Annotated in this window: 3 protein-coding genes; all 3 read left to right on the top strand. The window is 71.3% G+C overall.

Going from position 1 to position 16,101, the window contains the following annotated elements:
- Positions 1 to 102: 102 nt before the first annotated feature.
- The gene (locus J2848_RS29505; protein ID WP_149234176.1) at positions 103 to 6,834 is read left to right on the top strand and encodes a non-ribosomal peptide synthetase; all 6,732 of its coding nucleotides are present in this window, start codon (positions 103 to 105) and stop codon (positions 6,832 to 6,834) included.
- A complete protein-coding gene (locus J2848_RS29500) occupies positions 6,831 to 13,439 on the top strand; it encodes a non-ribosomal peptide synthetase (RefSeq protein WP_149234177.1) in 6,609 nt (2,202 codons plus the stop codon). The genes J2848_RS29505 and J2848_RS29500 overlap by 4 nt, the downstream gene beginning before the upstream one ends.
- Positions 13,436 to 16,101, top strand: a 2,666-nt coding sequence (locus tag J2848_RS29495; RefSeq protein ID WP_253568788.1) for a condensation domain-containing protein, incomplete at its 3' end; no start/stop codon positions are given. The genes J2848_RS29500 and J2848_RS29495, both read left to right, overlap by 4 nt.

The raw sequence follows: 16,101 nt of genomic DNA, 5'->3' as shown, positions 1-16,101 counted from the left end.
TGCTGACCCTGGCCGGCGTTTCCGCCGGCCTTGCCGACCTCGTGATCGTTCCGCCCCCTGGCCTGCCGGGGGCGTGCCCTTCTGCCTGCACAGGTGACTCCCATGGACAACCGTTCCGACGCCGCCTCCCTTTCGACGGCCCGGCCTGCGCGCATCCCCTCCGAAACGCCGGGCGGGACGCTGGGCAAGACGCTGGTCGGCACGCTGCTCGGACGGGCCGCGGAGACGCCCGGCGGCATCGCCCTGCGTTTCATCGCCGAGGGGACGGACGATCCGCTGAGCTACGCGGAGCTGGACCGGCGGGCCCGCGCCATCGCCGTCCGTCTGCGCGGGCGGGCCGGGCTCGGCGACCGCGCCGTCCTGCTTCTGCCGAGTGGTCCGGATTATGTCGCCGCTTTCTTCGGCTGCCTCTATGCCGGCGTCATCGCCGTGCCGGCCTATCCGCCGGAGTCGGTCCGGCCGCAGCATCTGGCCCGGATCCAGGGCATTCTCGCCGATGCGCAGCCGCAGGTCATTCTGACGGACAGCACCCTGATCGAGACTCTGCGTGAGGCCGGCCGGGCCATGGCCGGCGAGCGGATGCCGGAACTGCTGGCGGTGGACGCGACGGACGCTGGGCTTGCCGGCGACTGGTCGATGCCGCCGCTGTCGGGCGAGGACATCGCCTTCCTGCAATACACCTCCGGCTCCACGTCGGCGCCCAAGGGTGTACGGGTCAGCCACGGCAATCTGGTCGCCAACGAAGGGCTGATCCGCCATGGCTTCGGCATCGGCACCGACGACTGCATCGTCAGCTGGCTGCCGCTGTTCCACGACATGGGTCTGATCGGCGGGCTGCTGCAGCCGATCCACAGCGGTGTTCCCTGCGTGCTGATGTCGCCGCGCTATTTCCTGGAGCGGCCGCGGCGCTGGCTGGAGGCGATCGGCCGTTATGGCGGCACCATCAGCGGCGGGCCGGACTTCGCCTTCCGCCTGTGCTGCGAGCGCATCGCCGATGGCGGGCTGGAAGGGCTGGATCTGCGGTCCTGGCGGCTGGCCTTCTCCGGGTCCGAACCGATCCGGCCCGACACGCTTGCCCGCTTCGCCGAGCGCTTTGCCCCGGCGGGCTTCGACAGCCGGTCCTTCTTCGCCTGTTACGGGTTGGCGGAGGCCACGCTGTTCGTCACCGGCGGCCGGCGCGGGCAGGGCATCACGCTGACGCCGTTCGACGGGCCGGCGCTGGCCGCCAACCGGGCGCTGCCGCCGGGGGACAACGGCGCGGCGATGATGCTGGCCGGCTGCGGCCATCCGCAGCCCGACCATCCCGTGCGGCTGGTCGATCCCGCCAGCGGCGCGGAGGTGGGCGAGGGGATGGTCGGCGAGATCTGGGCCGGCGGGCCCAGCATCGCCGACGGCTATTGGCGCAATGCGGAGGCGACGGCCCGCAGCTTCGTCGAGCGCGACGGCGCAGTCTGGCTGCGCACCGGCGATCTGGGATTCCTGAAGGGCGGCGAGCTGTTCGTCACCGGCCGGCTCAAGGACATGCTGATCGTGCGCGGCCAGAACATCTATCCGCAGGATCTGGAGCGCAGCGTCGAGGAGGAGGTCGAGGTCGTCCGCAAGGGACGGGTCGCCGCCTTCGCCGTCGAGCAGGACGGCCGCGAGGGCATCGGCATCGCCGCCGAGATCGGCCGGACGGTGCTGAAGCTGGTGACGCCGGAGGCGCTGTGCGGTGCCATCGCCGCCGCAGTGGCCGACGCCTGCCAGGAGGCGCCGGCGCTGGTCGCCCTGCTGGAGCCAGGTGCCCTGCCCAAGACCTCCAGCGGCAAGCTGCAGCGCTCCGCCTGCCGGTCCCTGCTGGATACGGGGGACCTGCCGGCCTTCCATGTCCAGCGCCGGGGGGCACCCGTTCCTGTCGCCGATACCGCCGTCCGCGGTCTGACGGACCGCGAGAGCGTGGTCGCCGCGGTGTGGGCGGAGGTTCTGAACGTCGCCATCGCCGATGGCGGCGCTCATTTCTTCGCGCTGGGCGGCAATTCGGTGTCGGTCGTGCAGGTCGTCGCCCGGCTGCGCGAGCGCTGCGGGCTGGCGGCCGACATCGCCGACCTGTTCCGCCACCCGACCCTGGCCGAGTTCGCCGCCCGGCTGTCCGACGGCGCCCCTGCGACGATCCGTGGGGCGATCCGGGCGGCCGCCCCGCAGACCGGGGCGATGAAGCGCGTCGCCGAGCCGTCGGCGGCCCAGGCCCGCATGTGGTTCACCTGGAAGCTCAACCCGCAGGATTGCGGCTATACCATCTCCGGGCGGGTGCGATTGCGCGGAGCCCTGAACCGCGAGGCCGTCCAGGCCGCGGTGGACCTGCTGGTCGGGCGGCACGAGAGCCTGCGCACCGTCTTCCGCGAGGAGGGTGGACGGCCGGTGCAGGTGGTGCGCCCCGCCGGGATTCCGGGAGTCGCAGTCCGCCTCGCCGACCTGTCAGGGGAGGTGGACTGCGAGGCGGCGGTGCGGCGTGTGCTGGAGAAGGAGGTCCACGCCCCCTTCGATCTGGCGGAGGGGCCGCTGATGCGGGTGCAGATCATCGCCTGCGCCGCCGACGACCATCATCTGCAGGTCAGCCTGCATCACGCCATCGCCGACGGCTGGTCGATGAGCGTCCTGCTCGACGAGTTCGGCGAAGCCTATGCCGCCCATTGCGAGGGCAGGGCGCCCGATCTGCCGGCCCTGACCGTGCAGTATGCCGACGTCGCCCGCTGGCAGCGCGAGCTGCTGGAGTCGGGCGAGGAGGCGCGCCAGCTTGCGCACTGGACCGCCAGGCTGGGCGACCGTCATCCGGTGCTGGACCTGCCCACCGACCGTCCGCGCTCCGCCGGCGGCAGCCAGCGCGGCGGGGCGGTGCAGTGCGCCATCGACGACGGGCTCGCAACCGGTCTGCGTGCGCTCGCCCGGCGGATGGGAGTGACGCTGCCGACCCTGTTGCTCGCCAGCTATGCGGCGCTGCTGCACCGCTATTCCGGCCAGGACGACATCCGCATCGGCTGCACGCTGGCCAACCGGCGCAGCATGGACAGCGAGAGGCTGATCGGCTTCTTCGTGAACATGGCGGTGCTGCGCGCCGACCTGTCGGACGATCCGGCCTTCGCCGCGCTGCTGGGCCGGCTCAACGACGCGGCGCTCGACGCCCAGGCGAACCAGGATCTGCCCTTCGACCGCCTGGTCGAGGAACTGCAGCCGCAGCGTGACCTTGCCCACCATCCGCTGTTCCAGGCCGCCTACGATCACCAATGGCAGCGGCTGGACGGTCTCGACCGCCTTCCCGGCCTGCGGGTCGAGGCCATCGAGCATCTGCAATACGCCACCCAATTCGACCTGATCCTGCACACCACCGAGCGGGTCGGGCCGGACGGGACCGGCCGTCTCGGCGCCTTCTTCACCTACAGCAGCGAGCTGTTCGAGCCGGAGAGCGTCGAGCGGATGGCGCGGCACTGGCTGACCCTGCTGCGCGGCATCGTCGCCGACCCGGCGCAGCCGGTCGCCCGCCTGCCGCTGATGGACGCGGCGGAGACGGCGGCGCTGGTCGCCGGCTGGAACGATCCCGCCCGCAACTCCGCTCCCCTGCCTGTGCCGGTGCCCGCCAGCGCCCCGGGTCTCCATGCCCGCATCGCGGAACAGGCGCGCCGGGCCCCCGACGCACCCGCCGTGACCTGCGACGGCCTGACCCTGAGCTATGGCGAGCTGGACCGCCGCAGCGACCGGCTGGCGTGGCGGTTGCGCGCGCTCGGCGCCGGGCCCGACCGGCTGGTCGGGCTGGCCGCCGACCGCTCCTGTGACCTGATCGTCGGCATGCTCGGCATCCTGAAGGCCGGCGGCGGCTATCTGCCGCTGGATCCTTCCTATCCCGCCGACCGGCTGCTCTACATGCAGGCCGACAGCGGCATCGAACTGGTCGTCACCCAAGCGCATCTGCGCGGCAGGCTGCCGTTGGCCGACAATGTGCGGGCGCTCTCGGTCGGCGAGGAGCCGGACGCTCCCGACGGTCCGCCGCCGGACCTGAGCCGGGCGGGATCGCTCGCCTACTGCATCTACACCTCGGGGTCGACCGGCCAGCCCAAGGGCGTGGCGATCACCCATGCCAACGTGCTGCGGCTGTTCGAATCCTGTCCGCCCGATCTGCGCTTCGACGGGGGCGACGTCTGGGCGCTGTTCCACTCCTACGCCTTCGACTTCTCCGTCTGGGAGATCTTCGGTGCCCTGCTGCATGGCGGGCGGCTGGTGGTCGTGCCCTACTACACCAGCCGGTCGCCGGCCGACTGCTTCGCCCTGCTGCGGGACGAGCGGGTGACGGTGCTGAACCAGACGCCCTCCGCCTTCCGGCAGCTGATGCCGGTGGCGCTCGCCGCACCACGCGACGCGCTGTCGCTGCGGTTGGTTGTGTTCGGCGGCGAGGCGCTGGAGATGGAAAGCCTGCGCGGCTGGTTCGGCTATTTCGGCGACGCCCGCCCGCGGCTGGTGAACATGTACGGCATCACCGAGACCACCGTCCATGTCACCCATCGCCTTCTGACCGTCGCCGACCTGCCCGAACCGGGGGAAGCGGATGCCCAGACCGAGACCGGCGCCCCGGTCGGCATGCCGCTCGGCGATCTGCGCTGGTATTTCCTCGACCGTCATCTGCAGCCGGTGCCGCCCGGCGCGGTTGGCGAGATCCATATCGGCGGTCCCGGGCTGGCGCGGGCCTATCTGAACCGTCCCGGTCTGACCGCGGAGCGTTTCGTTGCCGATCCGTTCGGCGGGAACTTCGGCGATCCGGGCGGTCGTCTCTACCGCAGCGGCGACCTCGCGCGCTGTCGGTCCGATGGCCGGGTCGAGTATCTCGGCCGCGCCGACCAGCAGATCAAGTTGCGCGGCTTCCGCATCGAGCCGGGCGAGATCGAGGCGGCGATCCGCCGCCAGCCCGCCGTCGCCGACGCCGCTGTCCTGCTGCGCGGCGATGGGGCGGGGGACCGACGGCTCGTCGCCTATGCCGTCGCCGACGAGGCCGCCCTGCGTGACCGGCCGGAGGAGCAGAGCGGCGATCTGGTCGGACAGTGGAACACGGTGTTCGACGGCACCTATTCCCGCGCCGGAGCGGCGACGGGGCCGAGCTTCACCGGCTGGAACGACAGCTACGACGACCGCCCGATCCCCGAGGCGCAGATGCGGGAGTGGCTGGATGCCACCGTCGCGCGCATCCTGGCGCTGAAGCCGGAGCGGCTGCTGGAGATCGGCTGCGGCGTCGGCCTGCTGACCCAGGCGGTGGCCCCTCATTGCGCCGTTTATCATGGAACCGACTTTTCGGCGCAGGCCATCGCCGATCTCGGCTCCTGGGCGGCCGGGCGGCCGGAGCTGGCCCATATCCGGCTGATGCGGCGCGAGGCGACCGACTTCAGCGGGGTGGAGGAGGGCGGTTACGACACCGTCGTCATCAACTCCGTCGTCCAGTATTTCCCGGACGGCGATTATCTGCTGTGCGTGCTGGAGGGCGCGGCGCGGGTTCTGCGGCCGGGTGGGCGCATCTTCCTGGGCGACCTGCGCCCGCTGCATCTCCAGTCGCTGTTCCATGCCTCGGTCACGCTGTGGCGGGCTGAGGCCCAGGCCACCCCGGCCCAGCTGCGTGCCCGCGTCGGCAGAGCCATCGCCGAGGATGGCGAGCTGCTGTTCGCCCCCGGCTTCTTCCCTGCGCTCCGCCGGCGCATTCCGGGGATCGGGCGCATCGACACCGACCTGCGCTGTGGCCGGGCCGACAATGAGCTGACCCGCTACCGCTTCGATGCCGTCCTTCACATCGGCGGGGACGACCTGCGCCCGGCCGGTGGCTGGCGCGAGGCCGGGGAGGATCTGGCCCGTCTCGACCGCCTGCTGGCGGAGGAACGGCCTGCCGGCCTGCGCATCGCCCGGATCGTCAACCGGCGGCTGGCCCGCGACCTCGCCGCCTGGACGGCGATGTCCGGCGCCGGATCGCCTGCCGCGGCCGGATTGCGGGAACGGATCGGATGCCTGGAACCCGCCGGTGCCGATCCCGACGCCTACCGTGCACTGGCCGAAGCGCATGGTTACCGCGCCCGCATCGGCTGGAGCGTCGGCCCCGACGGCGTCGGCGATGCGGAAGGCCGCTTCGACGTGGAGATCGTCGATCCGGCGCAACTGGAGCGCTCTCCGCCGGTGCCGGAACCGGTGCCTGCCGGCGACTGGCGCGCCCAATGCAGCGACCCTCTGCTCGCCCGGCAGCGGCGGACCTTCGCGCCGCGCCTGCTGTCCGTCCTGCGCGCCAGCCTGCCGGGGCACATGGTCCCGTCCCAACTGCTGCGCGTCGACCGCCTGCCGCTGACCGTCAACGGCAAGCTCGACCGCGACCGGCTTGCCGATCATGACCAGCCGATGCAGGTGACGGCGGCAGCCCACGTGCCGCCGGAAACGCCGGTGGAAATGTCGCTTGCCGCCATATGGGCCGAGGTGCTCGGCGTCACCCGTGTCGGGCTGGACGACGACTTCTTCGAGCTTGGTGGCCACTCGCTGCTGGCAACCCAAGTGGCCTCGCGCATTGCCGCCGAGCTGGGGGTGACGCTCGACATTCGCACCCTGTTCGAGGCGACCGGACTGCGCAGTCTCGCCCGCCGGGTCGAGGAGCGCCTCGCCACCGCCGGACCGGCCGCCGCATCCGTTGGCGGACCCGCTGGCGGGGCGGACATCGAGGATGAGCTCATTGCCGCTCTGAAGGCCATCGACGGCCTGTCGGAGGACGAACTGAACGCGATCGCGGATGCCGCCCGCACCGGCGGCGCCACACCAGACAGCGCCAATACGGGGACCGCCCGATGACCAGCAGCCCGTCCACCTCCGCCCTGCCGACCTCGCCGGTCCTCTCGCTCGACGGCCTTTCGCGCAGCCAGCGCCGGGCGCTGGCCGCCATGCTTGCCGCCAAGGGCATCGACGTCCACACCCGCTTCCCGATTCCACGCGCCGACCGGTCCGAGCCGCTGCCGCTCTCCTTTGCCCAGCAGCGGCTGTGGTTCCTATGGCGAATGGATCCGGGCGGTGCGGCCTACAACGTTCCCGGTGCCATCCGGGTGACGGGTCCGCTCGATCCCGCCCTGCTGGAAGCGGCCTTCATCCATCTGACCGAGCGGCACGAGGCCCTGCGCACCTGCTTCGCCGAGCGCGACGGCCAGCCGGTGCAGGTCATCCACCCGCATCTGGCGCCGGTGCCCGTCCGCATCGATCTTTCGGATCTCGCCCCTGCCGAACGCGGAGCCCGCGCACGGGATCTTGCGCGCGAAGAGGCGCTGGCCCCCTTCGACCTCGGCACGGGGCCGCTGCTGCGCCTGACCCTGATCCGGCTGGCGGATGACGATCATCTGCTGCTGGTCACCCTGCACCATATCGTCGCCGACGGCTGGTCGGTGGAGCGGTTTCTGGCGGAGTTCGCCCGCAGCTATGATGCCCTGAGGGCCGGGCGGCAACCGGACCTGCCGGCTCTGCCGATCCAGTATGCCGATTACGCCCAGTGGCAGCGGGACTGGCTGGAAGCCGGGGAGCGCGATCGCCAACTCGCCTATTGGCGCGACCGGCTCGGCACCGACCATCCCGTCCTGTCGCTGCCGCTCGACCGGCCCCGCCCCGCAGTGCTGGGCGCCCATGGCGGCACGGTGAGCTTCCGGCTCGGCGCACAGCGCAGCCGTGCGCTGAAGGGGCTGGCCCAGGCCCGCGGCGTCACGCCTTTCGTGCTTCTGCTGGCCGCCTTCAAGCTGCTGCTGATGAAGCACAGCGGCGAGACCGACCTGCGGGTCGGCGTGCCCTTCGCCAACCGCAACCGGGTCGAGACCGAGGGGGTGGTCGGCTTCTTCGTCAACACGCTGGTCCTGCGCAGCCGGCTGGACAGCCGGGAGAGCTTCGGCACCCTGCTGGCCCGGCTGCGGGAAACCGCGCTGGAGGCGCAGGCCCACCAGGATCTTCCCTTCGAGCAGCTGGTCGAGGCGCTGCAGCCCGAGCGCAGCCTGAGTCACAACCCGCTGTTCCAGGTGAAGTTCAACTACGGCTTCGACACCTCGACCCTGCCGGCACCGGAGGGGTTGCGTTTCGCCCCCGAGCCGACCGAGTTCCTGGGAGCCCATTTCGATCTGGCGCTGGACATCGCCGATGCCCGGGACGAGCTGCACGGATCGATGACCTATGCCCGCGACCTGTTCGATGCCCCCAGCGTCGAGGGGCTGGTTGCCGATTACAGCAGCCTGCTGGACGCCGTTCTGAGCCAGCCCGACGCCCCGCTGTGGCGTCTCAGTCCGCAAGGCTTCGCATCACCCGCCGAGGCCGGCGACTGGTGTGATCCGGCACCCGGCGTGCTGGATCTGTGGCAGGCCCGCGTCGCGGCCGAGCCGGAGGCCGTCGCCGTGTGCGACAGCGGGCGGACGCTCGCGGTCCGCGCGTTGGACGCCCTTGCCAGCCGGCTGGCGAACGAACTGCGCGAAACCGGCGTCCGGCCGGGTGACCGGGTGCTGCTGTGCTTCGAACGCTCCTGCGGCCTCGTCGCGGCACTGCTGGGCGTCATGAAGGCCGGTGCCACCTATGTGCCGCTCGACCCCTCCCAGCCGGCGGAGCGGCTCCGCCGCCTCGCCCTGTCGAGTGGCGCGCGCTGCGTCGTTGCGGCGGAGCCGACGTTGGCCGCCGCCGGTGCCACGGGCCTGCCCTGTCTCGACCTCGACAGTCCGGAGATCGCCGCCCGCTCCGACCGGTTCGACGGCCTCAATCCGGCCGGGGCGCTGCCGGCCTATGTCATCTATACCTCAGGTTCGACTGGCGAGCCGAAAGGCGTCCTGGTCAGCCATGGCGCGCTTGGCAGCTATCTGCGCGGCGTGCTGGAGCGGCTGGCCGTTCCGAAGGGCAGCGCGATGGCCATGGTCTCGACGGTCGCCGCCGACCTGGGCCACACGGTGCTGTTCGGGGCGCTGTGCCATGGCGGCGCCCTGCATCTGGCCGACGATGCCACCGCCCGCGACCCCGACCGCTTCGCCGCCTGGATGGCCGAATGCGGTGCCAGGGTCCTGAAGATCGTGCCAAGCCATCTGCGCGGCCTGCTTCATGCCGGCCGCGCCGCCGACGTGCTGCCGCGCGACCTGCTGGTTCTGGGGGGCGAGGCCTGCGACGGTGGGCTGGTGGAACGGGTGCGGGGGTTGCGGCCGGGCCTGCGCGTGCTCAACCATTACGGTCCGACCGAGACGACGGTCGGCGTTCTCACTCACGAGGTTCCGGCTGCCATTCCCCCTTTGGTTCCGCTGGGCCGGCCGCTGGCGAATGTCCGCGCCTGCGTGCTCGACGCCGATCTGGAGCCGGTGCCTGCCGGTGCCGTGGGTGAGCTTTATGTCGGCGGCGACAGTCTTGCCGACGGCTATCTCGGCCAGCCGGGGCTGACCGCGGCCCGCTTCGTTCCCGATCCGCAGCCGCACCGGCCGGGCGACCGGCTCTACCGGACCGGCGACCGCGTGCGCCTGCGCCGGGACGGGCTGCTGGAGTTCGTCGGCCGCCTGGACGATCAGGTCAAGATCCGTGGCCATCGCGTCGAGCTGGGGGAGGTCTCCCGCGTCCTGAAGGGCCTGCCCGGGCTGGCCGACGTGCTGGTGGTCGCCGGCACGGCCCTCCATGGCACGGCCGCCTATGCTCCGGCTGCCGGGCAGCTGATCGCCTATTGCGTGCCGTCCGCCGGATTGCCGGATGCGGCCACCCTGCGCGAAGCCGCTGCCGCCCTGCTGCCGGACCACATGGTGCCGGCCCATTGGGTGATGCTCGACCGCCTGCCGCTGACCGCCAACGGCAAACCGGACCGCAAGGCGCTGCCGGCTCCCATCATCGCCGAGGAAGCCCCCCGAACCGCGATGACGGAGACGGAGCGGCGCCTTGCGGCCATATGGGCGGAGGTTCTGAAGCGTGAGACGGTGGATGTCGGCGCCAGCTTTTTCGCCATGGGTGGCGATTCCATCCTCAGCCTCCAGCTGATCGCCCGTGCTCGCAAGCAAGGGCTGAAATTCACTCCGAAACAACTGTTCGAGGCGCAGAGCATCCGTGTGCTCGCCGCCCTGCTGGATGCCCGCTCTCAGGCAGGCGCCCCTGCGCCGACCCGGGTTCCGGAGGCTGCCCCGGCCGTCGGCACCGCCGGCGTGCCGGATGCCACCGCAGAGGCGGCGATTCCCACGGTGCCGCGCGGCGACAGTCTTGCACTGTCCTCCACGCAGCGCCGGCTGTGGTTCCTGTGGCGCCTTGATTCCGCCAGCACCGCCTACACCATCTCCACGGCGCTGCGCCTGCGCGGCCGGCTCGACACAGAGAGCCTGCGGCGGGCTTTCGCCCTGGTGTCGGCACGGCATGAAAGCCTGCGGACGCGTTTCGTCGATCGCGGCGGCGAACCCCGTCAGGTCATCGATGCAGAGCCCGGTTTCGACTGGACGGTCGAGGCGCTGGAAGACGTTGCCCTGCTGGAGGACCGGCTACGAGCCGAGGCCGCCCGCCCCTTCGATCTGGAACGGGGGCCGCTGCTGCGGTTGCGCCTGTTCCGCCTGCCGGGCGGGGATGAGCATGCGCTGTCCCTGGCGATGCACCACATCGTCTCCGATGGCTGGTCGATGAACATTCTGGTGGATGAGGTCGCCCGGACCTATGCGTCGCTATCGGCCGGCCAGCCGGCGGCGCTGCCGCCTCTGCCGCTTCACTATGCCGACTATGCCGCGTGGCAGGAGCGCTGGATGGAGGGGGACGATGCCCGCCGGCAGCTCGACCATTGGCGGGGACGGCTGGGCGGGGAACAGCCGGCGCTCGACCTGCCGGCCGACAGGCCCCGCCCGCCGATGCAGAGCCATCGTGGCGCTGCGGTGGAATTCCGGCTGGAGGCACCGCTGGTCGCCGGACTGTCCGCCGTCGGGCGTGAACAGGGGGCGAGCCTGTTCATGGTCCTGCTCGCCGCTTTCGCCGCCCTGCTGCACCGGCACAGCGGCCAGACCGACCTGCGCATCGGTGTGCCGACCGCCAACCGCGGCCGGGTGGAGTTGGAGAATCTGATCGGCTTCTTCGCCAACACCCAGGTGCTTCGTATCGAACCCGACGGGCGGATTCCCTTCGACCGCTTCCTGGCCGGTGTGCGCGACGAGGTTCTGGCCGCCCAGGCCAATCAGGACCTGCCCTTCGACGCCCTGGTGGAGGCCCTGCAGCCGGCGCGCAGCCTCGACCGCAACCCGCTGTTCCAGGTGATGGCCAGCCACAGCCGCCCCCGCTCCGACGCGCTGCGCCGCCTGCCTGGCCTCGAAATCGCGGAGCATCCGCGCCAGCACCATGCCGCCCAGTTCGACCTGTCGCTGCACAGCGAGGAACAGGCCGACGGTTCGCTGTGCGCCACCCTGATCTACGCCACCGACCTGTTCGACGCGGCGACGGTCCAGCGCTTCGGCAGCCATCTGGAGCGGATTCTCCGCGGGGTGGCCGAGGCACCCGCGGTGACGCTGGGCTATCTGCCGATCCTCGACGCCGCCGACTGGCCGGCGGTGGAGCCCACCCTCCGTGCGCCCGCCGGTCCTCTGGTTCCTGACGTGATTACTGAGCAGGCGGCTCTGCATGGTGCGCGTCCTGCTTTGAGCTTTGGCGGCCGGACGCTGAGCTATGCCGAGCTGGAGGCGCAGGCGAACCGTCTGGCGCACCGGCTTCGGGGGCTTGGCGTCGGACCCGAGGTGACGGTCGGTGTCGCCGCCGAACGCTCGCTGGAACTGGTCGTCGGCCTGCTGGCGGTGATGAAGGCCGGTGGCGCCTATCTGCCGCTCGACCCGGAACTGCCGCCGGCCCGTCTCAAGGCCATGGCCACGGACGGTGGCATCGCCCTGCTTCTCACCCAGAGCCACCTTGCCGACAGGCTGAACGGCGACGCGCTGCCGGAGGCGGTCCGCCTGCTGCTGCTCGACGCCGAGGATACCGGCGGCCTGCCGGACAACCCGCCGGCGTCGGGCCTGCGGGCGGAGAACCTTGCCTACCTGATCTATACCTCCGGCTCGACCGGGACGCCCAAGGGGGCGGGCAACAGCCATGGCGCCCTGCTGAACCGGCTGGCCTGGATGCAGAAGGCCTACCGGCTGGCTCCGGGCGACCGGGTGCTGCAGAAGACGCCCTTCGGCTTCGACGTCTCGGTCTGGGAGTTCTTCTGGCCGCTGATGGTGGGGGCGCATCTGGTGGTGGCGGCGCCCGGCGAACATCGCGATGCGGCACGGCTGGTGGCACTGATCCGTGAGCGGTCCATCGACACGCTGCATTTCGTGCCCTCGATGCTGCAGGCCTTCCTGGAGGAGCCGGGTGTGGAGCGCTGCACCAGCCTGCGTCGGGTGGTGTGCAGCGGCGAGGCCCTGCCGGTGGCGCTGCAGGACCGGCTGTTCTCCCGTCTGCCCGGTGTCGGCCTGTACAACCTCTACGGCCCGACCGAGGCGGCCATCGACGTCAGCCACTGGACCTGTCGGGCTGGCGAGGCCGGTGCCGGCGGCGGGGTGCCGATCGGGGTGGCGATCGACAATCTGCGGCTCCATGTGCTGGACGAGAGCCTGAACCCGCTTCCGGCCGGGGCGGTGGGCGAGCTTTACATCGCCGGTGCGGGTCTGGCGCGGGGCTACCACCGGCGGGCGGGTCTGACGGCGGAGCGCTTCGTCGCCGATCCGTTCGCCAGCGACGGCGGCCGGATGTACCGGACGGGCGATCTGGCGCGGCGGCGTGGCGACGGGGTGATCGAGTATGTCGGGCGGATCGACCATCAGGTGAAGATCCGCGGGTTGCGGATCGAGCTTGGCGAGATCGAGGCGGTCTTGCGCGGGCATCCGGCGGTGCGCGACGCGGTGGTGGTCGCCAGGGAGGGCGCCGGCGGCAAGCGGCTGGTCGGCTATGTGGCGGCCGATGCAAATGGGGCCGGCGCGGATAGGACTGCCGAGCTGCCGCGGCTGCTGCGGGAGCATCTCGCCGGTGGCCTGCCGGACTACATGGTTCCGGCGCACATCGTCGTTCTGGAGCGGCTGCCGCTGACGCCCAACGGCAAGCTCGACCGCAAGGCACTGCCCGAGCCCGCACCCGATGCCGGTACGGAACATATAGCGCCGGCATCGGCGACCGAACGGGTGCTGGCGGAGATCTGGAGCGCTGTCCTGGGCGTCGGGCGCGTCGGCGCCGCCGACAATTTCTTCGTGCTCGGCGGTCATTCGTTGCTGGCGACGCGGATGGCGGCGCAGATCCGCGACCGCTTCGCCCTGGAGCTTCCCCTGCGCGCCCTGTTCGAGGCGCCCACCCTTGCAGAGCTTGCCGCACGGATCGACCGTGAACAGGCGGACGGCGGCGGCGACGACATCGGGCGGATGGACGCCCTCCTGGCCGACCTCGAAACCGATCTTGAAGCCATGTCGCCGGAGGCCGCGCAATGACCACGACCGCCAAGCGGGAACCTGCTGGACGGCCGGCAGATGCGCTGAAGCAGATCGCCCGGCGTCTCGATGCCCTGCCTGCCGACCGACAGGAGGAATTCCTCCGCCGTCTCGCCGAAACCGGGATTTCCTTCGCCCGGCTGCCGATCCTCCCCGGCCGCCGGCCGGAGCGGCTGCCGCTGTCCCATGCCCAGCGGCGGCTGTGGGTGCTCTGGCAGCTTGACCGGGGCAGCCGGGCCTATCACATCCCGATCGGCCTACGCCTGACCGGTCGTCTCGACCGGGAGGCGCTTGCCGGCGCATTCGCCGACATCGTGGACCGGCATGAGGTGCTGCGCACCAGCTATCCGGCCCGCGATGGCGAGGCGGAGCAGCGACTCCATCCCGCTGCTCCGCCGGAGATCTGGCTTGAGACCATCGGTTGGACCGACCTGTCGGCCCTGGTGCCGGCGGAGCGGGACGGCCGGCTGGAAGCCCTGGCCGAGGCGGAGGCCGCAACCCCTTTCGATCTGGAAGCGGCGCCACCGGTCCGTCTGCGGCTGGTGCGGCTGGCCGAAGAGGAGCATGCGCTTTTCCTGACGCTCCACCACATTGCCGCCGATGGCTGGTCGGTGAACCTGCTGGTGGAGGAGTTCGCCGCCCTCTATGCGGCCCGATGCCAGGGGCGGGACGCCGGCTTGGCCCCGCTGCCGATCCAGTACGCCGACCATGCGCTGTGGCAGGACCGTCTCCTGCGCAGCGGCGAAGGGGCTCGGCAGCTCGAGCATTGGTGTGCCCTGCTCGGCGCGGAGCAGCCGGACCTGAGTCTGCCCTGGGATGATCAGGGTGCCGGAAACGACGGGCGTGACCACAGCGAGGCCGGCATCCCGATCCTTCTTGACGATGCCCTGATCGCTCAACTGCGCGGCATGGCCGGCAAGGAGGGGGCGACCGTCGCCAATCTTCTGCTGGCGGCCTTCCTGCTTCTGTTGCACCGCCATACCGGGCAGGGAGAGCTGCGGGTGGGCGTGCCGGTCGCCGGACGTCACCGCGCCGAGACCGAGCGTCTGATCGGCCTGTTCGTGAACAGTCAGGTCATCCGTGCCGACCTGCATGGCGGGCTCAGGCTGCGTGAGGTCCTGGCGCAGGTCCGCGACCGGTCGGTCGACGCTCAGGCCAGCCAGGATCTGCCCTTCGAGCATCTGGTCGACGCGCTGAAGCCGGAACGCCGGCTCGACCGCAATCCGCTGTTCCAGGTGATGTTCAACCACCAGCATCGCCGGCTGTCAGCGCTGGATCGGATCGCCGGGCTCACGATCAGGCTGCAGACCGGCGGTTCCCGGGCCGCTCTGTTCGACCTGTCGCTGGAGGCCGAGGAGGATGACGGCGGGCGCATCCGCTGCGATCTGCGCTACCCTGCTGACCGGTTCGCCGTGGAGCGGATGGCCGCCATGGCGGAGGATTACCGGCGCATCCTCGCGGCCTTCGCCGCCGATGGGAGCGTTCCGGTCGCGTCCATCCGGCTTACGGCTGACGACGGCGCGGACGCCGCGCTGGCCGTACCTATGGCGTCCGCTTCCGCACTGTCGCCTGCGACGCTGTTCGATGCCCGTGCGACGGAGGCCCCCGACGCCGTGGGTCTCGTCGCCGATGGGCGGCCAGTGACGTTCGGGACCCTGAAGGTGCGGTCGGACCGGCTGGCCCGTCGGCTTCGCGCGCTGGGTGTCGGGCCGGATGCCCGGGTTGGGCTGGCGGTCGAGCCGTCACCCGCCATGGTGGTCGGGCTGCTGGCCGTCCTGAAGGCTGGCGGGGGCTATGTGCCGCTCGATCCCCGGCTCCCCCGCGACCGCCTGGCCGGGATGATCACCGACAGCGGCATGGCTTTGATGCTGGTGCAGGACAGCTTGCAAGGGGCAATGCCGGCCGGTGTCGCCCGCTTGACGGTGGACGCCGAGGGGCTGGCTGAGGATGGGCCGGAGATCGCGGATGCTCTTCCGGCGCCGGCGGGCGAGGGGCTGGCCTACCTGATCTACACCTCCGGTTCGACCGGGACGCCCAAGGGCGTCATGGTTTCCCACGGGGCGCTCACCTGCCACTGTCTTGCGGCGGCCGAGGCGTATGGGATGACCGCCGGGGACCGGCTGTTGCATTTCGCGTCCTTCGGCTTCGATGCGGCGAGCGAACAGATCCTGATGCCTCTGCTGGCGGGAGCCGGCGTCGTCCTGGGCGCCATGGCCGATTCCACGCCGGAGCGGCTGGCGGCGCTGATCCTGCGCGATGGCGTCACCGTCGCCGACCTGCCGCCGGCCTATCTCGCCCACCATGCCGATGCCCTTGCGGTCGCCATGCCCGGCCATCGCCTGCGCGCCTGCATCCTGGGTGGCGAGGCCTGGGATCTGTCGCTGGCCGGCCGTCTCGCCGATTGGGTCGGCGGTGTTTTCAACGCCTATGGGCCGACCGAGGCGGTCATCACCCCTCTGGTCTGGCAGGTGGGCGGAGAAGGGCAGGCCGGAACTGCCCCCATCGGCCGCCCCATCGGGGACCGCCGGGCGCTGGTGCTCGACGCCTCGCTGAACCTGCTTCCGGCCGGGGTGGTGGGCGAGCTTTATCTGGGTGGCTCGGGTCTGGCGCGGGGCTACCTGAACCGGCCGGGCCTGACGGCGGAGCGCTTCGTCGCCGATCC

This window comes from Azospirillum lipoferum (genome assembly GCF_024170005.1).
Classification (GTDB): Bacteria; Pseudomonadota; Alphaproteobacteria; order Azospirillales; family Azospirillaceae; genus Azospirillum; species Azospirillum lipoferum.
Note: the sequence above shows the minus strand (reverse complement) of the source record. Positions and strands in the feature narration are given on the sequence as shown.

What these genes read in the sequence shown, in the direction of transcription:
- J2848_RS29500 (WP_149234177.1), top strand. Translation starts at nt 6,831, where the DNA reads ATGACCAGCAGCCCGTCCACCTCCGCCCTGCCGACCTCGCCGGTCCTC.
- J2848_RS29505 (WP_149234176.1), top strand. Translation starts at nt 103, where the DNA reads ATGGACAACCGTTCCGACGCCGCCTCCCTTTCGACGGCCCGGCCTGCG.